The sequence below is a fragment of the Pseudomonas sp. UME65 genome, assembly GCF_014170225.1.
Taxonomy (GTDB): Bacteria; Pseudomonadota; Gammaproteobacteria; order Pseudomonadales; family Pseudomonadaceae; genus Aquipseudomonas; species Aquipseudomonas protegens.
In genome coordinates, this window is the sequence record NZ_LZZQ01000011.1 from 272,467 (window position 1) to 294,185 (window position 21,719).

The window sequence follows — 21,719 nt, forward strand, 5'->3', positions numbered from 1 at the left end:
ATTGACTGGAGCAAGACCATGATCAGCACCGCCCCCATGCACCTATGGCAGGGTCGTATCGACCTGGCCGAAGGCCTTGCCGCCCGGCGCTGGCACCAGTGGGTGCAGCCCTGGGCCGAACAGCAGCCGGCGGGTATCGCCTTGCTCGGGCTGGCCTGTGACGAAGGGGTCAAGCGCAACCAGGGGCGCACCGGTGCCAGCCAGGGCCCGGCAGCCTTGCGCGCGGCCCTGGCCAACCTGGCCTGGCACGGCACCGGCCCGCTGTACGACGCAGGGGACGTGACCTGCACCGACCACCACCTGGAAAGCGCCCAGCAGCGCTACGCCGAGCGCCTCGGCCTGTTGCTCGAACAGGGGCACCTGGCCCTGGGGCTGGGCGGTGGTCATGAAATCGCCTTTGCTAGCTTCAGTGGCCTGGCCGATCACCTGCGCCGCCAACAGCCCTGCCCGCGCATCGGCATTCTCAATTTCGATGCCCACTTCGATCTGCGCCATGCGCCGCAAAGCAGTTCGGGCACGCCGTTCCGGCAGATCGCCGAATACTGCCGGCAGGCCGGCATGCCTTTCGAGTATTGCTGCCTGGGGGTCAGCGAGTTGAGCAACACCCAGGCGCTGTTCGAGCAAGCCCGGGAGCTCGATGTGCGCTACTTGCTGGACCGGCAGATGCAGGGCTGGAACCTGCCGGCAGTCGAGGCCTGCCTGGACACTTTTCTCGACGGTATCGACGTGCTCTACATGACCCTGTGCCTGGATGTGCTGCCGGCCAGCCAGGCTCCCGGCGTCAGCGCGCCCTCGGCCTATGGGGTGGATGTGCAGGTGGTCGAGCACCTGGTACGCCGTGCTCGGGCCAGCGGCAAATTGCGCGTGGCCGACATTGCCGAACTCAATCCCGGGCTCGACCAGGACCAGCGCACCGCCCGCGTGGCCGCGCGTCTGCTGGCCAGCCTGATTCACTGAGGGGCATACCCCTCGCCGCGCAACACCACAATGACAAGAAGAGATGTTTGCCATGCCGACTTTTGAATTGGACGCGCTGACCACCCTGGCGCTGGCCCTGATCCTGCTGGGGGTGGGAGCCCAGCTGAAGAAACGCAGCCGCTGGCTGACCCAGCTCTGTGTCCCGGCGCCGGTGATCGGCGGTTTCGGCTTTGCCCTGATCGTCTGGCTGCTGCGCGATCAGCAACTGCTGGCGATCAAGCTCGACACCGCGATCCAGACGCCCTTGATGGTGGCGTTCTTCACCACCGTGGGCCTGGGGGGCAGCCTCGGCCTGCTGCGTCGTGGCGGCAAGATCCTGTTCGTCTACCTGGGGGCCTGCTGGTCCCTGGCGCTGCTGCAGAACCTGGTGGGGGTCGGTGCCGCCAAGGCGCTGGGCATCGATCCGCTGCTGGGCATCATGGCCGGTGCGGTGTCCCTGGAGGGTGGCTTTGGCGCGGCGGCGGCCTTTGGCCCGATCGCGGAAAACCTCGGGGCGGTGGGGGCCACCACGGCGGCCCTGGCCTCGGCCACCTTCGGCATGGTTGCCGGCGGCTTGCTGGGCAGCCCGCTGGCGCGCTGGCTGATCGAGCGCAACCGCCTGCAGATCCAGGCCGATCAGGTCAGTACCCTGCAGCACCTGGAAAGCGCTGCCCAGGGTTCGGTGGCGCCTTTGGATGCGCCGACCCTGCTGCGCCTGCTGACCTGCATTCTGCTGATCATGGTGCTGGGTTTCTGGATCGGCAGCGCGCTGAACGAGCACCTGGGCATCGTCCTGCCAAGCTACGTGGGGGCCATGTTCGTGGCGATCATCCTGCGCAATCTCAATGACCGGGCGCGGATCATCGACATCCCCGACAGCGCCGTGAGCACCCTGGGCGACGTATGCCTGGGGGTGTTCCTGACCATGGCCATGATGAGCCTGAAGTTCTGGGAACTGGAACAGCTCGGCCTGCCGCTGCTGGTGATCCTGGTGGTGCAGGTGCTGGTGATGGTGCTGCTGTGCGTGTTCCTGCTGTTCCGCCTGTTTGGCGGCAACTATGACGCGGCGGTGTTGTGTGCCGGCTTTATGGGCCACGGCCTGGGGGCCACGCCCAATGCGGTGGCCAACATGGGCGCGATCTGTGATCACTACAAGGTTTTTTCCTACAAGGCCTTCATCATCGTGCCGCTGTGCGGTGCGGTATTGATCGACATCGTGGCGATCCCGCTGATCACCTGGTTCATCAACGCCTTTGCCTGATCAGCGCCCCAGCGTCAGCTGTTGCCCCGGGCTGTTCGGGGCCGGGCTTGCGTGCTGCAGCCAGTGCAGCAGCAGTGGCCAGAGCCGGCTTTCGAAGCGGCTGTGGAAGAAGGCGAAGTGGCCGATCTCGACCTCACCGATGTCCTCGGGGCGAATGCGCCAGTGGGTGCGCGTGCTGTTGTCGAAGTAGCCCAGTAGCCGCTCGATGGCTGCCACGGTGCCGAAGGGGTCGTCGCTGACGCTGATGGCGAGGATCGGGGCGCTGACCTGGGCGAAGGGCTGCCCACTGCGCTCTGCGGCCAGCCTGCGGCCGCTGGGGCGGCCTTCGTAGCGTGGGTGCGGGGTGGCCCAGTCGCGGACCACCCCGGCGGGGGTGTCTTCCATCCAGCCCAGGCGCTTGCCGGGGAAGTAGCCGTACAGGCGGGTCAGCAGGGGCATCAGCACATGCCACTTGCCCAGCATGCGCCAGCGCTGGGCGGGCACGTAGTCGCGCCAGTAGGCGAACTGCGCCCCCATGGTGGCCGCGCGGCGGATCACCCCGGCGGAGGCCGCCATGCCCAGGGCGCAGCCGCCGAAGCTGTGGCCCACCACGTCGATCGGTTGCCCGGGAAACTCGCGCCGGGCGCGTTGCAGCATGGCTTCGAAATCCAGCGCGCCCCAATCCGACCAGGATGCCTTGAGCCCCTTGAGCGAGGCCGGGCGCGACTCGCCGATGCCGCGGTAGTCGTAGGTCATCACGTCGAAGCCGTTGGCGAACAGGTAGTCGGCGAAGCGAAAGTAATAGCGGCAGCGCACCGAGGTCGCGGCGTTGATGATCACCACTGCGCGCGCCGGATCGGCTTGCGCGTGGCACCAGCTGAAGCCGCCAAGACGGAAACCGTCCGCCGCCACTTCACTGAAGCGTTCACTGGGGCCGGGCGCCGGCTCGGCAGTGGCGGGGCGGGCGGCAGGCAGGTCGGGCGAGGACAGCAGGGACATGGGCGGTTGTTCCTTGGCGGCTGTAACGGGCCGGAGCGACCCCTGGCGTTCAGCGACGATTTTTTTGTGCGCCCATTAATACCCGGGCGATCCACAGCGCGGCAACTGCCAGGGCACCCAGCAACAGGGTGCTGGTGCCCTGCCAGAGCAGCTCGATATAGAACTGGGTGGGCTGCAACGCCTGGCTGTAGGCGAGCTTCGGCCCGGCACGGTTGCTGGTGACGATCTGTCCGTCCAGCAGCGCGCTTACCAGGGTCCAGCCCAGCAGCGCAGTCAGTGCCAGCAGCACGCTGCCGATCAGCAAAAAAAACCAGGCCCCGCTGCGGGTCTTGCCGGGCTGGGGGTGGGGCAGGCGGACTCGGGTTCGCTTCTGGTTCACGAGAGCAGTTCCTTTGCGCCCGGATGGGCGGATGCCTGCAACTTTACTCCCAGGCGGGCCCATGGGAATAATCCGGGCCCGGTCGAGCCCGGGTATCCCTATTCGTCGATGGAGCCTTGAGCATGGAAGTGAAGAACCAGATGAGCCCGGAACAATGCCAGGGCATGGACGATATCCGCCGGGAAATCGATGTCCTGGATCGAGCGGTCATCGCTTTGCTCGGCGCGCGCTTCCAGTACGTACTGGCGGCATCGAAATTCAAGACCTCGGCGGCCACCGTGCGCGCCGAGGAGCGTTTCAAAGCCATGTTGGCCACTCGTCGCGATTGGGCGGCGGCCGAAGGCCTGAACCCGGATGCCATCGAGAAGATGTACAGCGATCTGGTGCAGCACTTCATCGCCGAGGAGATGAAGCATTGGCAGGCGGCGCAGGCTCCGAGCCGAGGGGCTGGTCCCCTAGCCTAGGTACCTTTGGTTAAAGGCCTCACGCCGAATCGATCTAAACCGCCCTGTGTCAGGTTTTACACTCAATAGCAGGAGCTATGGGCGAGCCTGGTTGCACAGGGCGAGCGAGGGTTTTCATTCGGCTTCTGGCCTGAGACATGGCCTGGCCATTCAAGATGAAGCAGGGGAGACCCGGGCGCTGCCGTCCCGGGGCCAGAGGCCTGACGGTGGCGTCCCATTCAGTGGTTCGAGACGAACCCGGGAGTGGTCATCATGAAGTCCTTTTCTATGAGTGTCCTGTCAGGTGTTATCGCGGTGCTGCTATTGGCCGCACCAGTGAGCGTGCGCTCCGCCTCCACCAGCAATGAGCCGATCGACCCGGCTGGCGTGCAATTAGAGCCGCTGCAACAGAACGGCATTTCCTATGTCAGCGGCGGCATCGGCCTGGACGAGTCGCGGGCCATTCAGCAGGCCAAGGGTTACAACCTGCACATGACCTTTTCCGTCGGCTCAGGGAATGAATACACCTCGGATGTCGATGTGCTGATCCAGAACCCGCAAGGGCATCAGCTGTTGAGCCTGAGCGGAGTGGGCCCGATCGTCTTTGTGCAGTTGCCGGCCGGCAGATACCAGGTCATCACCACCCGCAAAGGGCTGGAACAGCGCAGCATGGTCGACATGAAAGTGGCGGCTATGCGCGATCTCAACATCCACTGGAATAACGGTTACTGAGAGAGGGGTGGTGGGGTGGCCGGCGTTGAGCATGGGTGATGCCCAATTCCAGGTCTGAAAACCCTGAATCGAAAGGTTCAGGGTTTTTGCTATTGGCTGGGAGAGGGCGCGCTTGTCTGGTGCGGGGCGATCACATCATTTCCACACAGGCCAAGCCATCATGCGTCACCGCACGCAACGAGCCTGACAGGCGATCCGAATATGAATCTGAGTGTTCTCTATGCATTGGCTGCCGCCGCCTTGTTCGGCGCCAGTACGCCGCTGGCCAAGCTGTTGGGGGTGGATGTTGCGCCGATGCTCCTGGCCGGGTTGTTGTATCTGGGCAGTGGTGTCGGCCTGGCCATTGTTCGTTTCGCTCGGGATCGAGGTTGGCAACGTACGGGGCTGACGGTGCGCGAGTGGCCGTGGCTGATGGGAGCCATCCTCTTTGGCGGCGTGCTTGCCCCGGTCGCCCTGATGTTCGGCCTGACACGGACGGCGGGTGCCACCGCCTCATTGATGCTCAACCTGGAGTCGGTACTCACGGCGTTGCTGGCGTGGGTGGTGTTCAGGGAGAACGCCGATCGACGGATCGTGATCGGCATGATTGCCATCGTATTAGGCGGGATCGTTCTGTCATGGCCGCACCAGAGCGCCACTGCGCATGACTGGACGGGACCGCTGGCGGTGGCTTTCGCCTGCCTTTGCTGGGCCATTGATAACAACCTGACCCGGAAAGTCTCCGCCTCGGATGCGCTGTTCATTGCGGGCAGCAAAGGCTTGGCGGCGGGGGTGGTCAACACCAGCCTGGCGTTGGCCATCGGCGCGCAACTGCCTGCTGTGACCACGCTGAGCCCGATACTGCTGGTGGGGTTTCTGGGGTACGGCGTCAGCCTGGTGTTGTTCGTCCTGGCCCTGCGTGGGCTGGGCAGTGCGCGAACCGGGGCGTACTTCTCCACGGCGCCATTCCTGGGAGCAGTGATCTCGATTCTGATCCTGGGCGAGCCGGTTTCTCTGTGGTTCCTGGTGGCGGCGGCACTGATGGCCATCGGCGTGTGGATTCACCTCATGGAGAATCATGCCCACGAGCATCAGCATGAGCCTCTCGCGCACAACCATCGCCACCGGCATGACGAGCACCACCAGCATGAACACGGCTTTGAGTGGGACGGCTCAGAGCCCCACAGTCATCCCCATGAGCACGCGCCGATCCGGCATAGCCACGCGCACTTCCCCGATATTCATCATCGGCACAAGCACTGAGCGGGCCGGTTACTTTCAGTCACCAGGTGAGGGCTTGCGCTGCTCGGACCTGCTCTTTGCTCTGCGCCGGTCGCTGCCAAATCAGCGGCCGGGCGTAGGAACCCGATCATAAGATGCGTACCAGCACCCAGCGCTTTGGGTGTTGTTTGCTGTCTATGCGTTATGGCAGCTGTACGCGGGCACGCTTCGGCGTGGCCGGATCTTGTGACCGGTTCCTACCCCCGCGTGCAGCTGCCACCTGGCCGGTAGGAAGTTGGGTGGTAGCTCCTCACACACAAGGAGTTTCACCAATGAACGGATATATCCCTCTTCACCACACGCCAGCGGACAACCCCGTCCTGCTGATCAATCCCCATGCGCCGCTGGTCGATCTCCTGGCCTGCGCCGATCAGCGCATACGCGCCCTTCACAAACTGATGAACAGCCTGTCCTGCATGACCGCGCAAACGGCCGACGCCAGCGACCTGTTCCAGATCGCCGACATCGCCGCGCTGCTGCTCGGTGATGGCGTGGCCCTGCTCGATGTGGCTCAGGGGCGGGAGATGGAGCGGGCGGATAAGGCCTTCTGATTGGCGCAGGCGCTGCGCCAGCGCGCCCAGGATCAGTTTGATTCTGGGCGCCCTTGGAGAGCCCGAGAGAGTGTCATGGCGCCTCAAGCGGTGCCGGTATGAACCCTTGCTCTCGAAGCGCCTTGATCATTCCTCTGATGAGGTAGCTGTTGGAGAAACCGATGGTGTATTGCCGGGCGTTGGCGCTGATGGGCAATAGCATGCCCTGGTCCACCAGTTTCTTTATTTGATAGGTCCTTTGTCCGGCAGTCAGCTTGGGCAGTGCCTGGGCGATGTCGCTCGACTTAACAACGCCTGACTTGATCGCTGTGGTCAGTACTGTTTCTTCCGCTGCAGTGATCCATTGTCGATCCCGAGCAAAGGTAATGGCAGGAGCCAGGATGTGCCGGGTCAGGTAGCGATAGTCGGTGAGGCGATTGACCTTTTCCAGGTCGTCCCTAATGCCCTCTAGAACGTAAGTGCACCAGGCCTCCAGCCCGGCCTTGGTTCCTTGGTCCGCGGTGGCGAGCATGGCGTAGTAACGTTCCCGATCATTGAAAAAAACAGCGGTAGGGTTGAGTACACGGCCACCCGTATCGACGTTGAAGCCATATTTCATCAGCTGTGCATAAGTCAGGAGGCGCACCACGCGGCCATTGCCGTTGCCAAATGGGTGAATCCAACCAAACCGGTGATGGGTCAAGGCCACTTTCATCAGGTCGTATTTGGGTAGGTCCTCTCGATTGACGAACTCCACCAGCTCTTGCATGTAGCTGGGCACCATCAGGGCATCAGGAGGTAGGTGGGCGGCCTGAGCGATCTGTACTTCGCCCTGGCGATACGCTCCAGGCGTCTTATCGCCCTCTCGCTCCAGGTCCTGGACGGTCATCGCGTGCAGCTCTCTGATGGTGAGCTCGGTGATTGGTGTTCCCGGGCCAATGGTTTGCTCGATGTAATCCATGGATTTTTCGATGTTCGCCACTTCGCGTAACGGGTCGGTGTCCTGGGCTGTGCCTTCCACCTTGCTCTCGATGTAGTCGGCAAGCGTTGTGTGGTTGCCCTCGATGCGCGCCGAACCCAGGCTTTCCAGGATGTGGAAGATCGTTTTCAGCTGATAGAAGACCGCAGGCGGCGTATCGCCTTCCAATCGCAAGCGCCGAAGGTGCTCAAGCTCGCTCAGCACGTCCACCAGAGGGGAGTCGAAGGATGGGTTTAGCAGCTCAAGTTCGTGATGGAAGAATGCAGGCATTGTGCAAACATCTCGAAAGCCGAAAAAATTATCTATGATTTTTTTGCCATAGGCCCTGTTCTATAGGGGTTCTGCTCGAATATCAAAAGATGATTATCTCAAAATGGTACTTCACTTAAGTGAACGCTTGAGAAAAAGCGAGGCGTGATGCGCTGTGTGGGTGGCGTGATGGTCGCGCAGCGGCTTGGTTGTGCAGGAAAGAAGGCCGGGGTGTCGAGCAGGGGGAAGGGAAGGGCTGAATTGCAGGCAACAAAAAACCCGCACTAGGCGGGTTTTCTGATTGCTTTCACGTGATGTAAACACCACCTGAAAGCTGAAGGTGGTGCCCAGAGACGGAATCGAACCGCCGACACGGGGATTTTCAATCCCCTGCTCTACCGACTGAGCTATCTGGGCAACGGGGCGCATTAAACGGGTTTTTCAGGGGGGCGTCAAGCAAGTTTTGAAAAAAATGTTTAATTATTACCGTCGCTTACGTTCCACCCCCGATTTTCAACAGCTTTACTCAGCCGGTGGCACGTAGCCGTCGGCCTTGGCGTATTCCTCGCCGGAGAAAAATTTGTCCATCTCGCCCTGCAGATATTTGCGGTCTTCGGCATTCATCATGTTCAGGCGCTTTTCGTTGATCAGCAGGGTCTGGTGTTTCTGCCAGTCAGCCCAGGCCTTGGCCGAGACGTGTTCGAAAATATCCTGGCCTTTGGCGCCCGGGTACGGGGGGCGTTCCAGGCCCGGCAGTTCTTCCTGGTACTTGCGGCACATTACGGTGCGGGTCATGACGACTCTCCTGCATTCAAGACTTCGGCCGCGCGTTTGAGCAGTGTTTTCACCGGGGCGGCAAGGCCCAGGCGCGGCGGGGTGGCGAGGTTATACCAGAGCCAGTCGGCCTCGGCGACGTGCAGGGCCGACTCTTCGACCCGGATCAGCCAGGGTTCGATGGCCAGCTGGAAGTGGCTGAAGGTGTGCACCAGCCCGGGCATCTGCTGTTGCTGGCCCAGTTCCAGGGAGTGCTGCAGGGCCAGGTGCTGGATGTCGTCCAGGCCATCCAGCTCCGGCAGGCTCCACAACCCGCCCCAGAGGCCGCTGGAGGGCCGCCGGTAAAGCAGGATGGCGCCTTCGCGGTTGGCCAGCATCGGCATCAGGGTGCGCTTCTGAGGCACTTCCTTGCGTGGCTTGGGGATCGGGTAGCGGGTTTCCAGGCCGAGCATGTGGGCTTCGCAGCCGCGCTCCAGGGGGCACAACAGGCAGCTGGGCTTGCTCCGGGTACAGAGCGTCGCCCCCAGGTCCATCATCGCCTGGGTGTAGTGGTTGACCCGGCTGTGGGGGGTGAAGCGCTCGGCGGCGGCCCACAACTGCCTGGCCACCTTGGGCTCCCCGGGGTAGCCCTCCTGGGCCGTGAAGCGTGCCAGCACCCGCTTGACGTTGCCGTCGAGGATCGGCGCCCGCAGGCCCATGCTGATGCTGGCGATGGCGCCGGCGGTGGACAGGCCGATGCCCGGCAGTTCGGTGAGCTTTTCCACGTCCCGGGGGAACTCGCCGCCGTACTCGGCCATGACGATCTTCGCGGTCTTCTGCAGGTTGCGCGCCCGGGTGTAGTAGCCCAGGCCGGTCCACAGGTGCAGCACTTCGTCTTCCGGGGCTTCGGCCAGGGCCTGCACCGTGGGCAGCGAGGCCATGAAGCGGTCGAAGTAGTTGAGCACGGTGCTGACCTGGGTCTGTTGCAGCATGATCTCCGAGACCCACACCCGATACGGGTTGATGTCCTGCTGCCAGGGCAGGTCATGGCGGCCGTGGCGGTCGTACCAGTCCAGCACCGCCGTTGAAAACGCCTCGGCTCTCATCGCTTGAACAGCCCCTTGAGCGCGTTCTTCAGTTCCGGGCTGACCTTGTCCCCCAGTTTCTCGTCGATCTTTTGCTGCAGGCGGTCACCGGCCAGCTTGGCCGCTACCTGGCCCAGGCCGTCCTTGTCCAGGCGGCAGGCCTTGGCCCCCAGCTCCAGCGGGCCGCGGCAGCGCAGCGGCAGCTCGATGCCGGTAAAGCGCTCGCCCACCTGGCAGGCCGGGTCCGGGTTATCCCGCAGGTCGCCTTCGACAATGATGCCGACCCGGTAGTCCATGCCCAGCACTCGCAGGTCGATGTCGCCGTTGCCGTTCACCGTCATGCCGGGGATGCGCACTTTCAGGTCCGGGTTGCTGGCCACGCCATTGCGCAGCGTCAGGTTGCCCTTGAGCTCCTGGAAGGGCGTGTCCTTGCCCCGTGGCGTGCTGCTGAGGTTCTTGCGGTTGAGCACGGCGATGCCCTGGCACAGCTGCTGTTCGATATTGGCGTTGAGCAGCACGCCGTTGTTGATGACGAAGCTGGCGGTGCCGTTGAGGCTGTCGATCAATGCCTTCTGGCTGTTGCCGCTGCCGCTGAGGTTGCTGTTCAGAGTCACCAGGCCCTTGACCGGAGGATTCTGGCCCTGGCTTTCGAGGATGCGTTCCACCGGCACCCGGTTGATCTTGGTCTGCAAGCTCAACTGCGGTGTGCTCTGGCGCACATCGAGGTTGCCGCTGGCATCGAAGCTGCCGTTGTACAGCTCGCCGCGCAGGCTGGAAAGCTTGAGCAGGCCACCCTGGCCGGAGGCCTTGAGTGCGGCATTCTGGATCGGCAGCTTGTCCAGGGTCAGTTGGCCGAAGTTCAGGTCGGCATCGACGTCGAGTTTGCTCAGGCGCTCCACCGGCAGCAGGCGGTCAGTGCTCCAGGCGCCCTTGGTCGGTGCGTTGGGCAGCGGGGTGCTGCCGGCTCCGGCCATGGCATCGGCTTCGCTGCTCTGCACTTCGGCCTTGCGGGCCGATGCCGCGCTGTTGGCTTCGGCGGACTTGGGCGGCAGGTAGCGGTCGACATTGAAGGTGTCGGCCTTGAGCTGGGCGCGCAGGGATTGCTTGTCGAAGTCCTCGATGGCCAGGCGGCCGCTGAAGGTGCTGTCGTCGAGCTTCAGGTTCAGGTCTTCCAGGGCCAGGCTGGTGGGCGTGCCTTGCAGGCGGCTGACCAGCTCGACCTTGCTCAGGCTGCCTTCACCCATGGCGGGCAGGGTCTGGCCGATGCTGTCGACGAATCTCGCCAGGTCGAACTGGGCAATGGAGATGCCGCCGCTGATCTGCGGGGTCTTGTCCAGGTCGTTGACCTTGAGCTCACCCAGGGCGCGCAACTGATTGAGGGAGACCTTCAGGCCGGTCCACTGGGCAACGTTGGCGGCCTGGTCCAGCAGCAGCTGGCCCTGGGCTGCGAAGGTCAGGGTCTTGCCTTGCAACGGGTCGCCGGCGGCTTCGCCGGACAGGCGCATGTCTTCGAACTGGTAGCGCTTCAGGGCGCGGTCGAAGCGCAGTTCGCCATTGAGTTCGGTGCGCACGCGCACTGCGGGTTGGCTGCTGGCGAGGAAGGCCGTGAGCTTGACCGGGGTGTTGGTGGCTTCGTGAATCGGCCCGGTACTCAGCTGGATGCTTTCGGCGGTGAACTGCTTGTCGGTCTGTTCATCGTTGTACTCAACCCGGGCGTTGTTCACGGTCAGGCTGTCGATGTCCAGGCGGATCGGCTGCGCGGGTTTGTCCGCGCCGGCTGGTGGTTGGCTGGCTTCGCCGGTGCTGGCGGCGGGAGTCTCGGCCTGCTTGTCGGTCGGTGCGGCCTTGCCAATGTCCTGCCAGTTGCCGTGGCCGTCCTTGTTGCGGGTCAGGCGCAGGTTCAGGCCTTCGACACGCACATCGCTCATCTGCACTTCGCGGCGCAGCAGCGGCAACACCCGGACCGACAGGCCGAGCATCTGCAGGTCGGCGAAAGGTTGGGTCGGGTTGGCCAGGGTGGCGACGCCGGCATCGTGCAGTTCCAGGCCCAGCCAGGGGAACAGGCTCCAGCCGATGTCGCCATTGAGCGTCAGCTCGATGTGGGCCTTGTCGCGGGCAATCTGGCGAATCTCGTCTTTGTAGTCGTTGGGATCAAACAGGTGGGTCAGGGCGAAGCCCAGAGCCACGATGATCAGCAACAGCCCGAGAATTACCAGACCCAGGATTTTGCCGAACGCTTTCATGGGCGAGTCCTTGTATGTCGAATTCAAAATTTAGCGGGGGAGTATAGCGCTCTGAACCTGACGACTGGTCACCCATTGCAGTTAGAGGTTTTTTCGTTGTAGCGGTTTTTTTTGGCCAGCGGCCTGGCCTGTGGGCAAAGCAGCTGCGGGAAAAAAGGTGATGTCAGTTTGGTTTTTTAGTTTGTCGCAAATGGTAACCTCTCGCGGTTCGTCCGCCCTTGTGCGACTTAATGTCGCGTCTGCCCAAATGGAGCTTTACTCAATAAAACGACCGCGCCGGTGTGCCAAGGTCGTCGCAGAAGAGTGGCCGATGAACAATTCTAATAATTGGGGGAAACATCCATGAGCACTAGCAACGCGGCGGCCAGTCCGTCCGCTCAGCCAGCGTTCTTGTCCAAAGAACGCATCATCGCCAAGCCCGGTTTCAACCGCTGGCTGGTTCCACCGGCCGCTCTGGCCATCCACCTGTGCATCGGCATGGCCTATGGCTTTTCGGTGTTCTGGCTGCCGCTGTCCAAGGCCCTGGGCGTCAGTGCGCCCGTGGCTTGCGAGCCCGGCATGGGCTTCATCGCGCAGATCTTTTCGTCCCAATGTGACTGGCCGATCTCCATGCTCGGCTGGATCTACACCCTGTTCTTCATCTTCCTGGGGTGCTCGGCGGCGATCTGGGGCGGCTGGCTGGAACATGCCGGCCCGCGCAAGGCCGGTGTGGTTTCGGCACTGTGCTGGTGCGGCGGCCTGCTGATCTCGGCGCTGGGGATCTACACCCACCAGATCTGGCTGATGTGGATAGGCTCCGGGGTCATCGGCGGTATCGGCCTGGGCCTGGGCTATATCTCCCCGGTGTCGACCCTGATCAAGTGGTTCCCGGACAAGCGCGGCATGGCCACCGGCATGGCGATCATGGGCTTTGGCGGCGGCGCCATGGTCGGTGCGCCCCTGGCGGCGGCCCTGATGGGCCACTTTGCAACGCCGACCAGCGTTGGCGTGTGGCAGAGCTTCCTGGTGATGGCGGCCATCTACTTCGTGTTCATGATCGGTGGCGCCCTGGCCTACCGGGTTCCGCCTACCGGCTGGAAGCCTGAGGGCTGGACCGCACCGGCGAAGAAAGCCGCCAATGCGATGATCACCCACCGCCACGTGCACGTGAACGTGGCCTGGAAGACCCCGCAGTTCCGCCTGGTGTGGCTGGTGCTGTGCCTCAACGTTTCGGCCGGTATCGGCATCCTCGGCATGGCCTCGCCCCTGCTGCAGGAAGTGTTTGCCGGCAAGCTGCTGGGCAATGGCCTGACCTTCAGCCAGCTGGACGCCGGGCAACTGGCGCAGATTGCCGCGATTGCCGCCGGCTTCACCGGTTTGCTGAGCCTGTTCAACATCGGCGGGCGGTTCTTCTGGGCGTCGTTCTCCGACTACCTGGGCCGCAAGAACACCTATTTCGTGTTCTTTGCCCTGGGCTTTGCCCTTTATGCGCTGATCCCGAACCTCGGCCACCTGGGCAATATCGCCCTGTTCGTGGCGGCGTTCTGCATCATCCTGTCGATGTACGGCGGCGGTTTCGCCACGGTGCCGGCCTACCTGGCGGACCTGTTCGGCACCCAGATGGTGGGCGCTATCCACGGTCGCCTGCTGACCGCCTGGGCCGCGGCGGGCGTGCTGGGCCCGGTGCTGGTGAACTACCTGCGCGAGTACCAGCTGAGCATCGGCGTCGAGCGCGCTGCGGCTTACGACATCACCCTGTACATCCTCGCCGGCCTGCTGGTGCTGGGCTTTTTGTGCAACCTGCTGGTGCGCCCGGTGGCCGACAAGTACTTCATGACCGATGAGCAACTGGCGGCCGAGCAGGCCCTGGGTCATGACAAGGGCGCTGACAGCAGTGTCGTGCTGGAGTGGAAAGCTTCGTCCGCCAGTCTGCCGGTGGTGATCGCTGCCTGGCTGGTGGTGGGCATTCCCCTGGCCTGGGGTGTGTGGGTGACCTTGCAGAAGACGGCGGTGCTGTTCCATTGATGGCTTCGCCGGCAAGCCCGCTCCTGCTCAGGAGCCGGCTTGCCGGTGCACAAGGTGCCTCGGTCTTGTAGGCCTGGCACCTTCACCAGCAAGTCAGTTTCTACAGTTGTCATGACAGGTACAGCCCCGCAGCCATTGGCTGGCGCCCGTCAGGATATTGTCCATCGTGTTTCTGTTTAGCCGCCGTGGGGCCTATACTATTCGCCTTTTTCGCCCAATGATTTTGCGGAGCTGGTGATGGCCGAACGTAAGGCATCTGTCGAGCGCGACACTCTGGAAACCCAGATCAAAGCCTCGATCAACCTGGATGGCACCGGAAAGGCCCGATTCGATATCGGCGTGCCCTTCCTTGAGCACATGCTGGACCAGATCGCCCGGCACGGGCTGATCGACCTGGACATCGAAAGCAAGGGCGACCTGCATATCGACGACCACCACACCGTGGAGGATGTCGGTATCACCCTCGGCCAGGCATTCAGCAAGGCCATCGGCGACAAGAAAGGCATCCGTCGCTACGGCCATGCCTATGTGCCGCTGGATGAAGCCCTGTCCCGCGTGGTGATCGACTTCTCCGGCCGCCCTGGCCTGCAGATGCATGTACCGTTCACCCGCGCCACCGTCGGTGGTTTCGATGTCGACCTGTTCCAGGAGTTCTTCCAGGGCTTCGTCAACCACGCCAACGTGACCCTGCACATCGACACCCTGCGCGGCACCAACACGCACCACCAGATCGAGACCGTGTTCAAGGCCTTCGGCCGCGCGCTGCGCATGGCGGTGGAGCTGGACGAGCGCATGGCCGGCCAGATGCCGTCGACCAAGGGCGTGCTGTAATGCAGACCGTCGCCGTCATCGACTACGGCATGGGCAACCTGCACTCGGTGGCCAAGGCCCTGGAGCACGTGGGCGCCGGCAAGGTGCTGATCACCAGCGATGCCAGCGTGATTCGCGAAGCCGACCGGGTGGTGTTCCCCGGAGTGGGCGCGATCCGTGACTGCATGGCCGAGATCCGCCGCCTGGGCTTCGATGCCCTGGTGCGCGAGGTCAGCCAGGACCGTCCGTTCCTCGGTATCTGCGTGGGCATGCAGGCGCTGCTCGACCACAGTGAAGAGAACGAAGGCGTGGACTGCATCGGCCTGTTTCCCGGCCAGGTGAAGTTCTTCGGCAAGGGCCTGATCGAGGATGGCGAGCACCTGAAGGTGCCGCACATGGGCTGGAACGAAGTGAAGCAGGCGGTGGACCACCCGCTATGGCACAACATTGCGGACCTGGCGCGCTTCTACTTCGTGCACAGCTACTACATCAATGCCGGTAACGCGCGGCAGGTGGTGGGCAGCGGTCACTATGGCGTGGATTTCGCCGCGGCGCTGGCCGACGGCTCGCGTTTCGCCGTGCAGTTCCACCCGGAGAAAAGCCATACCCACGGCCTGCAGCTGTTGCAGAATTTCGCCGCCTGGGACGGTCGCTGGTAAATGGCGATCAAGAAACCCAAGCCGCCGATCCTGAGCCTCACTGCCGAACAGGAGAGCGAGGCGACGCACAAGATCAAGCGTTTCCTGGAGGATCGGTTCGAGCTCGAGCTGGGCTCGTTCGAAGCGGCGGAGGTTCTTGAACTGTTTACCCGCGAAATTGCTCCGCACTATTACAACCGGGCGATTTTCGATGTGCAGGCGCACCTCAAGGAGAGGTTCGAAAGCATCGAAAGCGACCTGTGGGCGCTCGAGAAAAACTGATTTCCGAGTGAAGCTGAACAATCGAACTTGAAGGTTTGCCAGATGCTGATTATTCCCGCTATCGATCTCAAGGACGGCGCCTGTGTGCGTCTGCGCCAAGGCCGCATGGAAGACTCCACGGTGTTCTCCGATGACCCGGTGAGCATGGCCGCCAAATGGGTTGAAGGGGGTTGCCGGCGCTTGCATCTGGTGGACCTGAACGGTGCCTTCGAAGGCCAGCCGGTCAACGGCGAGGTGGTCACCGCAATCGCCAAGCGCTACCCGAACCTGCCGATCCAGATCGGCGGCGGCATCCGTTCCCTGGAAACCATCGAGCACTACGTCAAGGCTGGCGTGAGCTACGTGATCATCGGCACCAAGGCGGTCAAGGAGCCGGAGTTCGTCGCCGAGGCCTGTCGCGCGTTCCCCGGCAAGGTGATTGTCGGCCTGGACGCCAAGGACGGTTTCGTCGCCACCGACGGCTGGGCTGAAGTCAGCAGCGTGCAGGTCATCGACCTGGCCAAGCGCTTCGAAGCCGACGGCGTGTCCGCCATCGTTTATACCGACATCGCCAAAGACGGCATGATGCAGGGCTGCAACGTGCCGTTCACCGCAGCCTTGGCGGCCGCTACCCGGATCCCGGTGATCGCTTCCGGCGGTATCCACAACCTGGGCGACATCAAGGCCCTGCTGGACGCCAAGGCGCCAGGAATCATCGGCGCCATCACTGGCCGCGCGATCTATGAAGGCACCCTCGATGTTGCAGAAGCCCAGGCTTTCTGCGATTCGTACCAAGGCTGAGGATTCGCCATGGCACTGGCCAAACGCATCATCCCTTGCCTGGACGTGGACAACGGCCGGGTGGTCAAGGGCGTCAAGTTCGAGAACATCCGCGACGCCGGTGACCCGGTGGAAATCGCCCGTCGCTACGACGAGCAGGGCGCCGACGAGATCACCTTCCTCGACATCACCGCCAGCGTCGATGGGCGTGATACCACCCTCCATACCGTCGAGCGCATGGCCAGCCAGGTGTTCATCCCGCTGACCGTGGGCGGTGGCGTGCGCACCGTGCAGGACATCCGCAACCTGCTCAATGCCGGTGCGGACAAGGTTTCGATCAACACCGCAGCAGTGTTCAATCCCGAGTTCGTCGGCGAAGCGGCGCAGCACTTCGGCTCCCAGTGCATCGTGGTCGCCATTGACGCGAAGAAAGTCTCCGGCCCGGGTGAAACCCCGCGCTGGGAGATCTTCACCCATGGCGGGCGCAAGCCCACCGGGCTGGACGCGGTGGAGTGGGCGAAGAAGATGGAAGGCCTGGGTGCCGGCGAGATCCTGCTCACCAGCATGGATCAGGACGGCATGAAAAACGGCTTCGACCTGGGCGTGACCCGGGCCATCAGCGATGCGCTGGGGATTCCGGTGATCGCGTCCGGTGGCGTCGGCAACCTCCAGCACCTGGCCGACGGCATCATCGAAGGCCATGCCAGCGCAGTGCTGGCGGCGAGCATTTTCCACTTCGGCGAATACACGGTTCCCGAGGCCAAGGCCTATATGGCTCAGCGCGGGATTGTTGTGCGGTAGCCACTGGACAGCATGGCGTGCTCACGGCACTCTTGAGCACGCCATGGATTCCGGTAGCCCGTCATGTTCAAACGTCTTCTAGTGGTTGTCGCCAGCGCTTCGCTTGTTCTTTGCGGCCTCGCCCGCGCTGATGAACCCGCCGACACCTCCCTGGTGTTGCTGACGGAAAACTTCCCTCCCTACAACATGGCCAAGAACGGCAAGAACTTCGCCCAGGGCGAGAATATCGACGGCATCGCCGTGGATATCGTCCGTGAAATGTTCAAGCGCGCCGGAATCAATTACAGCCTGACCCTGCGTTTCCCCTGGGAGCGTATCTACAAGATGGCGCTGGAGCAGCCGGGCTATGGTGTGTTCGTCATGGCGCGCCTGCCGGACCGCGAGCCGCTCTTCAAGTGGGTCGGCCCCATCGGCCCGGATGACTGGATCATGCTGGCCAAGGCCGGCAGCACCATCAGCCTCGAATCCCTGGAGCAGGCGCGCAAGTACAAGATCGGCGCCTACAAGGGCGATGCCATTGCCGAGACCCTGACCAAGCAAGGCCTGGCGCCCCAAGTGGTACTGCGTGACCAGGACAACGCCAGGAAGCTGGTGGCGGGGCAGATCGACCTCTGGGCCACCGGCGACCCGGCCGGGCGCTACCTGGCCAAGCAGGAGGGCATCAGCGGCCTCAAGACCGTGCTGCGCTTCAACAGCGCCGAGCTATACCTGGCCCTGAACAAGGACGTCTCCGATGAGGTGGTGGCCAAGCTCCAGGCGGCCCTGGACCAGATGCGCCAAGAGGGGCTGGTGGAGGAGATCATGGGGCGTTACCTGTAGGCGCTTCGCTGGCAAGCCAGCTCCTGTGGCGAAGGCCTCTAGCGATAAACCCCGTTCTTGCCATGCCCGGCCATGGCCTTGTTACTGCGCAGGCTGATCATCGACTTGATATCGATCCACTCGATGCCCTGGGCCTTGAGCCTGGGCAGCTCACGTTCGAGCACTGCCAGGGTCTGTGGATAAGGGTGGCCGATCATCACCGCCGAACCCTGTTTGCGCGCCAGTTTGATCGCGGTCTGCAACTGTTGGCTGATCGCCGCTTCGGTACGTTCGTCATCCAGGAACACATCCCGGGAAACACTGGCCAGGCCGATCTTCTGCGCTTCGGCGGCGGCCACCGTCTGGGCGCTGGTGCGGCTGTCGACGAAGAATTTGTGTCGCCGCTGCAAGTCGCCCATCAGCCAGGCCATGGCCTGGGGCTGGGCGGTCATGCGGCTGCCCATGTGATTGTTGATGCCGCTGGTGTAGGGCACGGCCTGGAAGGCGGCTTCCAGGCGTTTTTGCAGCTCTTCGATGGGCAACTCGGGGTGCCAGGCAAACGGCCCGGTGGCCGGGTCCATGGGCATGTGCAGGATGACGATCTTGCCGGCGCGATGGGCCTCGCGAGCGAATTCGGCAGCGTGGGGCGTGTCGGGCATGATCGCCGTGGTGACCGGGCCGGGCAGGGCCAGTACGCGGCGGTCCCGGGGCAGGTTCTGGCCGAGGTCGTCGATGATCAGGCTCAGGTAGGCCTTGGGCGCAACGGCTGTGGGTTCGGCGGCTTGGGTCGCGAGGGGCAAGAGGCACAGCAGGGTGAGCAGCGGGGCCTGGAGCGAGCGCAACAGCAGTGAGCAGCGGGAAATCATGGGGATCGGGATCAGGCCTTTAGGGGAATGGGCACCCTGGCGGGCGCTTGGCTGGCGAGCCAGCTCCTACGCAAGCCGGCTCCTGTAGGAGCCGGCTTGCCGGCGAAGGGTTCAATCATTTGCCGCGGGTGATGCTCAGCCCCTTGAGCAGGCTCAGGGCCTGGGCCAACTGGTAGTCGTCGTCCTGCGGCATTGGCTTGGCCTTGCTCGCTGCACCACTGGGCTTGTCGGCGCCGCCGTTGCCATTGCCCAGGTGACCCTGCAGGTCGGCTTCCTTGAAGTACTCGCCGTCCTGGGATTCGCTGGTGATCTTGGCGCGGCGCACTTCGATGTCCGGAACGATGCCCTGGGCCTGAATCGAGCGGCCGTTGGGGGTGAAGTACAGCGCGGTGGTGATCTTCAGCGCCCGGTCGTTGTTCAGCGGCAGCACGGTCTGCACCGAGCCCTTGCCGAAGCTGGTAGTGCCCATCAGTACTGCGCGCTTCTGATCCTGCAGGGCACCGGCGACGATCTCCGAAGCCGAGGCGCTGCCGCCGTTGATCAGCACCACCATCGGCACGGCTTCGCTTTCGTCCTTGCCGGTGGCGGAGAAGCGCAGCTCGGAGTTGGCGATGCGGCCCTTGGTGTAGACGATCAGGCCCTTGGTGATGAAGTGGTCGACCACCTCCACCGCGGCTTGCAGCACGCCGCCCGGGTTGTTGCGCAGGTCGAGGATGATGCCGTTGAGCTTCTTGCCGTTGTCCTTGCGCAGCTTGGCCAGGGCCTTGGAGACTTCCTCGCCGGTCTTGACCTGGAACTGGGTGATGCGGATGTAGCCGTAGCCCGACTCCAGCAGCTGGCTCTTCACGCTTTTCACCTGGATGGTGGCGCGGGCCAGGGTCACGTCGAACGGCGTGCCGCCGTCGCGCACCAGGGTCAGGGTGATCTTCTGGCCGATCTTGCCGCGCATCTTGTCCACGGCTTCGGTCATGGTCTGGCCACGGGTCGGCTGGCCGTTGATCTTGACGATCAGGTCGCCGGCCTGGATCCCGGCCTTGGATGCCGGGGTGTCGTCGATGGGCGAGACCACCTTGATGAAGCCGTCCTCGGCGCCGACTTCGATGCCCAGGCCGCCGAATTCGCCGCTGGTGCTTTCCTGCAGTTCGGCGAAGTCTTCCGGGCCCAGATAGGCAGAGTGCGGGTCGAGGTTGCTGAGCATGCCCTTGATGGCATTCTCCAGCAGGGTCTTGTCGTCTACGGGTTCGACATACGCTGCCTTGATGCGGTCCATGACCTCGGCGAAGGTGCGCAGCTCTTCCAGCGGCAAGGGCGCCTTGGTGGTCGCGGCGGTTGCTGCTTGAGCGGTTTCGGCGGCAAACGCCTGAGGCGCTCCGATCACCAGGGCGATCGTCAGGGCCAGCGAGGTAAGGCGGGACAAATGCAGCATGTCGAACGAACTCCTAATTTAGATGCAGCGCTTATCCTTGCGCGTGGCACCACTGTGCCGGGTCGCTGGGGCGGCCCTGCTGACGAATTGCAAAGTACAGCGCAGGAGTGTCCTGTCCGCCACTATTACCGACGGTGGAGATGGACTCTCCGGCCTTGACCACGTCGCCGGCTTCCTTGAGCAGCGTCTGGTTGTGTCCGTAGAGGCTCAGGTAACCGTTGCCGTGATCGAGGATCACCAGCAGGCCGGCGCCGCGCAGCCAGTCGGCGAACACTACCCGGCCACCGTGCACGGCGTGCACCTGGCTGCCGGCGGCGGCGCTGATCATCACGCCGTCCCACTTGGAGCGGGAGTCGTCGCCACGGGTTTCACCAAAGCGTGCCAGTAGTCGACCATCAACGGGCCATGGAAGTTTTCCCCGGGCTGAAGCAAATGCCCCGCCATAGGAAGGGCCGGCGCTGGAAACCAGGGCTCCAGGGCTTGATCTTGCGGGTTTGCGCGGCTCATCGCTGGCGTCGGCCTGAGCCTCACGCAAGCGCTTTTTTTCGGCTTCCTGCTGGGCGATCAGCGCTTTCTGGCGCGCTTCTTCTGCCTCGCGGGCCTGGCGGGCCAGGGTTTCTTCAATGGTTTTCAGGACCTTGGCCAGGTCGGCCTGGTCCTGTTCACGGGCCTTGAGCTTGTCGTCCCGGGCCTTCACGTCGTTGTTCAGCTTGGCCAGGGCCAACTGCCGCTCTTTGCGGACCTTGTCGAGTTCTTCACGCTGGGTGTCGAGGCTGCTCTTCTGCACCAGCAACTGGGCCTGTTGCAGGGAGATGTCCTTTTCCACATTGGCCAGCTGACGCAGGGTTTCGTTGAAATTCTTCAACTGCTCCAGGCGGGCCTGGCTCAGGTAGTCGTAATAGGTCAGGGTGCGGGCGAATTTTTCCGGATTCTGCTGGTTGAGCAGCAGCTTGAGGTACTCCTGGCGCCCGTTCTGGTAGGCCGCGCGGGCCTGGATGGCGATCAGTCGCTGCTGTTCAGTGCGCGCGCTCTGGAGTTTTTTTTTCTCCTCATCGAGTCGCTGCAGCTCGGATTCGCTTTTTTTCAGCTCTTTCTGCAGGGCTTCGACCTGCTTCTCCAGCTTGCCCATCTCGGTCTCGGTGCCGCGCAGGTCTTTCTGCACGCCGGACTTCTCTTCCTGCAGCTTGCCCAGCAGCTTTTTCAGCTCGGCAATGTCCTGACGCGTGGCGTCCAACTGTTGTTGGGTTTGCGCGCGCTCGTCGGCGAAAGCCGGTTGGAGCAGGCAGATCAGAGCAAGGGTAATCAGGGCGCGAAGCATAGAGGCGGGCGACACCAGGGAAAGGGACGGCCTAGTATGCCCGCCCATCGCTGCAAAAAAAACGCCTCAAAGCCAACTGCTTTGAGGCGTTCGTCATAAAAAGCCGTTTCCGGGCCGTTATTGGGCCATTTGCTATCAGCGTGCCGCCGCCGTGGCCTGGGGCGGCGG

22 protein-coding genes and 1 tRNA gene are annotated in these 21,719 nt (G+C 63.2%); 13 read left to right on the forward strand and 10 right to left on the reverse strand.

Features of this window, described 5'->3' with window-relative positions:
* The first annotated feature begins 18 nt into the window (after nucleotides 1-18).
* Complete coding sequence (gene hutG, locus A9971_RS12270) at nucleotides 19-957, forward strand: formimidoylglutamase (protein WP_015633817.1); 939 nt, start codon at nucleotides 19-21, stop codon at nucleotides 955-957.
* 52 nt (nucleotides 958-1,009) lie between these two features.
* Entirely contained in the window at nucleotides 1,010-2,218 is a 1,209-nt protein-coding gene (gene gltS / locus A9971_RS12275; RefSeq protein ID WP_011058726.1) for a sodium/glutamate symporter, read from the forward strand.
* Here gltS and A9971_RS12280 read toward each other — a convergent pair whose 3' ends face one another.
* Together A9971_RS12280 and A9971_RS12285 are read right to left on the reverse strand one after the other, a co-directional pair.
* Nucleotides 2,219-3,196, reverse strand: a complete 978-nt coding sequence (locus A9971_RS12280) for an alpha/beta fold hydrolase (protein ID WP_183000658.1) — start codon at nucleotides 3,194-3,196, stop codon at nucleotides 2,219-2,221.
* Nucleotides 3,197-3,245: 49 nt separating this feature from the next.
* Nucleotides 3,246-3,575 (reverse strand): hypothetical protein, encoded by a 330-nt coding sequence (locus A9971_RS12285; RefSeq protein WP_065364819.1) that lies wholly within the window; start codon nucleotides 3,573-3,575, stop codon nucleotides 3,246-3,248.
* 122 nt (nucleotides 3,576-3,697) lie between these two features.
* On the opposite strand from A9971_RS12285, the gene A9971_RS12290 reads away from it, so the two are divergent.
* The 4 genes from A9971_RS12290 (at nucleotide 3,698) to A9971_RS12305 (ending at nucleotide 6,561) form a co-directional block, all read left to right on the forward strand.
* Nucleotides 3,698-4,039 (forward strand): isochorismate lyase, encoded by a 342-nt coding sequence (locus A9971_RS12290; protein WP_019093886.1) that lies wholly within the window; start codon nucleotides 3,698-3,700, stop codon nucleotides 4,037-4,039.
* Nucleotides 4,040-4,291: 252 nt separating this feature from the next.
* On the forward strand, nucleotides 4,292-4,750 hold the full coding sequence (locus tag A9971_RS12295; protein WP_053155983.1) for a hypothetical protein: 459 nt from the start codon (nucleotides 4,292-4,294) through the stop codon (nucleotides 4,748-4,750).
* 201 nt (nucleotides 4,751-4,951) lie between these two features.
* Nucleotides 4,952-5,992 carry a DMT family transporter gene (locus tag A9971_RS12300; RefSeq protein WP_183000659.1) on the forward strand — a complete coding sequence of 347 codons (1,041 nt, stop codon included), beginning with the start codon at nucleotides 4,952-4,954 and terminating at the stop codon, nucleotides 5,990-5,992.
* Nucleotides 5,993-6,282: 290 nt separating this feature from the next.
* On the forward strand, nucleotides 6,283-6,561 hold the full coding sequence (locus A9971_RS12305; protein WP_015633822.1) for a hypothetical protein: 279 nt from the start codon (nucleotides 6,283-6,285) through the stop codon (nucleotides 6,559-6,561).
* A 73-nt stretch (nucleotides 6,562-6,634) separates the two neighbouring features.
* Here A9971_RS12305 and A9971_RS12310 read toward each other — a convergent pair whose 3' ends face one another.
* The 5 genes from A9971_RS12310 to A9971_RS12330 all read right to left on the reverse strand — a co-directional run bounded on the left by A9971_RS12310 (nucleotide 6,635) and on the right by A9971_RS12330 (nucleotide 11,849).
* Nucleotides 6,635-7,789, reverse strand: a complete 1,155-nt coding sequence (locus A9971_RS12310) for a Fic family protein (protein WP_053155986.1) — start codon at nucleotides 7,787-7,789, stop codon at nucleotides 6,635-6,637.
* 320 nt (nucleotides 7,790-8,109) lie between these two features.
* A tRNA-Phe gene (locus tag A9971_RS12315) sits at nucleotides 8,110-8,185 on the reverse strand.
* A 105-nt stretch (nucleotides 8,186-8,290) separates the two neighbouring features.
* Nucleotides 8,291-8,563 (reverse strand): oxidative damage protection protein, encoded by a 273-nt coding sequence (locus tag A9971_RS12320; RefSeq protein ID WP_015633824.1) that lies wholly within the window; start codon nucleotides 8,561-8,563, stop codon nucleotides 8,291-8,293.
* A complete protein-coding gene (gene mutY, locus A9971_RS12325) occupies nucleotides 8,560-9,627 on the reverse strand; it encodes an A/G-specific adenine glycosylase (RefSeq protein ID WP_053148603.1) in 1,068 nt (355 codons plus the stop codon). The genes A9971_RS12320 and mutY overlap by 4 nt, the downstream gene beginning before the upstream one ends.
* The gene (locus A9971_RS12330) at nucleotides 9,624-11,849 is read right to left on the reverse strand and encodes an AsmA family protein (protein WP_015633825.1); all 2,226 of its coding nucleotides are present in this window, start codon (nucleotides 11,847-11,849) and stop codon (nucleotides 9,624-9,626) included. The genes mutY and A9971_RS12330 overlap by 4 nt, the downstream gene beginning before the upstream one ends.
* Nucleotides 11,850-12,191: 342 nt before the next feature.
* Between A9971_RS12330 and A9971_RS12335 the strand changes: the two genes are divergently transcribed.
* From A9971_RS12335 to A9971_RS12365, 7 genes are all read left to right on the forward strand, one after another.
* Nucleotides 12,192-13,853 (forward strand): OFA family MFS transporter, encoded by a 1,662-nt coding sequence (locus A9971_RS12335; protein ID WP_015633826.1) that lies wholly within the window; start codon nucleotides 12,192-12,194, stop codon nucleotides 13,851-13,853.
* A 237-nt stretch (nucleotides 13,854-14,090) separates the two neighbouring features.
* Nucleotides 14,091-14,684, forward strand: a complete 594-nt coding sequence (gene hisB / locus A9971_RS12340) for an imidazoleglycerol-phosphate dehydratase HisB (RefSeq protein ID WP_011058736.1) — start codon at nucleotides 14,091-14,093, stop codon at nucleotides 14,682-14,684.
* Entirely contained in the window at nucleotides 14,684-15,322 is a 639-nt protein-coding gene (gene hisH / locus A9971_RS12345; RefSeq protein ID WP_019093880.1) for an imidazole glycerol phosphate synthase subunit HisH, read from the forward strand. The genes hisB and hisH overlap by 1 nt, the downstream gene beginning before the upstream one ends.
* Nucleotides 15,323-15,583 carry a DUF2164 domain-containing protein gene (locus A9971_RS12350; protein WP_011058738.1) on the forward strand — a complete coding sequence of 87 codons (261 nt, stop codon included), beginning with the start codon at nucleotides 15,323-15,325 and terminating at the stop codon, nucleotides 15,581-15,583.
* Nucleotides 15,584-15,625: 42 nt separating this feature from the next.
* A complete protein-coding gene (gene hisA, locus A9971_RS12355; protein ID WP_011058739.1) occupies nucleotides 15,626-16,363 on the forward strand; it encodes a 1-(5-phosphoribosyl)-5-[(5-phosphoribosylamino)methylideneamino]imidazole-4-carboxamide isomerase in 738 nt (245 codons plus the stop codon).
* 9 nt (nucleotides 16,364-16,372) lie between these two features.
* Nucleotides 16,373-17,143 carry an imidazole glycerol phosphate synthase subunit HisF gene (gene hisF / locus A9971_RS12360; protein WP_015633827.1) on the forward strand — a complete coding sequence of 257 codons (771 nt, stop codon included), beginning with the start codon at nucleotides 16,373-16,375 and terminating at the stop codon, nucleotides 17,141-17,143.
* 63 nt (nucleotides 17,144-17,206) lie between these two features.
* On the forward strand, nucleotides 17,207-17,962 hold the full coding sequence (locus A9971_RS12365) for an ABC transporter substrate-binding protein (protein WP_053155988.1): 756 nt from the start codon (nucleotides 17,207-17,209) through the stop codon (nucleotides 17,960-17,962).
* Nucleotides 17,963-18,000: 38 nt separating this feature from the next.
* Here the strand turns inward: A9971_RS12365 and A9971_RS12370 are convergent, their stop codons facing one another.
* The 3 genes from A9971_RS12370 to A9971_RS12380 all read right to left on the reverse strand — a co-directional run bounded on the left by A9971_RS12370 (nucleotide 18,001) and on the right by A9971_RS12380 (nucleotide 21,551).
* A complete protein-coding gene (locus A9971_RS12370) occupies nucleotides 18,001-18,807 on the reverse strand; it encodes a divergent polysaccharide deacetylase family protein (protein WP_077933220.1) in 807 nt (268 codons plus the stop codon).
* Nucleotides 18,808-18,922: 115 nt separating this feature from the next.
* Entirely contained in the window at nucleotides 18,923-20,233 is a 1,311-nt protein-coding gene (locus A9971_RS12375; protein WP_011058743.1) for a S41 family peptidase, read from the reverse strand.
* Nucleotides 20,234-20,264: 31 nt separating this feature from the next.
* On the reverse strand, nucleotides 20,265-21,551 hold the full coding sequence (locus tag A9971_RS12380; RefSeq protein ID WP_015633830.1) for a murein hydrolase activator EnvC: 1,287 nt from the start codon (nucleotides 21,549-21,551) through the stop codon (nucleotides 20,265-20,267).
* Nucleotides 21,552-21,719: the final 168 nt, after the last annotated feature.

Bases quoted from the DNA above. Each gene is read 5' to 3' on its own strand.
- hutG (WP_015633817.1), top strand. From the start codon at position 19: ATGATCAGCACCGCCCCCATGCACCTATGGCAGGGTCGTATCGACCTG.
- gltS (WP_011058726.1), top strand. From the start codon at position 1,010: ATGCCGACTTTTGAATTGGACGCGCTGACCACCCTGGCGCTGGCCCTG.
- A9971_RS12280 (WP_183000658.1), bottom strand. From the start codon at position 3,196: ATGTCCCTGCTGTCCTCGCCCGACCTGCCTGCCGCCCGCCCCGCCACT.
- A9971_RS12290 (WP_019093886.1), top strand. From the start codon at position 3,698: ATGGAAGTGAAGAACCAGATGAGCCCGGAACAATGCCAGGGCATGGAC.
- A9971_RS12295 (WP_053155983.1), top strand. From the start codon at position 4,292: ATGAAGTCCTTTTCTATGAGTGTCCTGTCAGGTGTTATCGCGGTGCTG.
- A9971_RS12300 (WP_183000659.1), top strand. From the start codon at position 4,952: ATGAATCTGAGTGTTCTCTATGCATTGGCTGCCGCCGCCTTGTTCGGC.
- A9971_RS12305 (WP_015633822.1), top strand. From the start codon at position 6,283: ATGAACGGATATATCCCTCTTCACCACACGCCAGCGGACAACCCCGTC.
- A9971_RS12310 (WP_053155986.1), bottom strand. From the start codon at position 7,789: ATGCCTGCATTCTTCCATCACGAACTTGAGCTGCTAAACCCATCCTTC.
- A9971_RS12320 (WP_015633824.1), bottom strand. From the start codon at position 8,563: ATGACCCGCACCGTAATGTGCCGCAAGTACCAGGAAGAACTGCCGGGC.
- mutY (WP_053148603.1), bottom strand. From the start codon at position 9,627: ATGAGAGCCGAGGCGTTTTCAACGGCGGTGCTGGACTGGTACGACCGC.
- A9971_RS12330 (WP_015633825.1), bottom strand. From the start codon at position 11,849: ATGAAAGCGTTCGGCAAAATCCTGGGTCTGGTAATTCTCGGGCTGTTG.
- A9971_RS12335 (WP_015633826.1), top strand. From the start codon at position 12,192: ATGAGCACTAGCAACGCGGCGGCCAGTCCGTCCGCTCAGCCAGCGTTC.
- hisB (WP_011058736.1), top strand. From the start codon at position 14,091: ATGGCCGAACGTAAGGCATCTGTCGAGCGCGACACTCTGGAAACCCAG.
- hisH (WP_019093880.1), top strand. From the start codon at position 14,684: ATGCAGACCGTCGCCGTCATCGACTACGGCATGGGCAACCTGCACTCG.
- A9971_RS12350 (WP_011058738.1), top strand. From the start codon at position 15,323: ATGGCGATCAAGAAACCCAAGCCGCCGATCCTGAGCCTCACTGCCGAA.
- hisA (WP_011058739.1), top strand. From the start codon at position 15,626: ATGCTGATTATTCCCGCTATCGATCTCAAGGACGGCGCCTGTGTGCGT.
- hisF (WP_015633827.1), top strand. From the start codon at position 16,373: ATGGCACTGGCCAAACGCATCATCCCTTGCCTGGACGTGGACAACGGC.
- A9971_RS12365 (WP_053155988.1), top strand. From the start codon at position 17,207: ATGTTCAAACGTCTTCTAGTGGTTGTCGCCAGCGCTTCGCTTGTTCTT.
- A9971_RS12370 (WP_077933220.1), bottom strand. From the start codon at position 18,807: ATGATTTCCCGCTGCTCACTGCTGTTGCGCTCGCTCCAGGCCCCGCTG.
- A9971_RS12375 (WP_011058743.1), bottom strand. From the start codon at position 20,233: ATGCTGCATTTGTCCCGCCTTACCTCGCTGGCCCTGACGATCGCCCTG.
- A9971_RS12380 (WP_015633830.1), bottom strand. From the start codon at position 21,551: ATGCTTCGCGCCCTGATTACCCTTGCTCTGATCTGCCTGCTCCAACCG.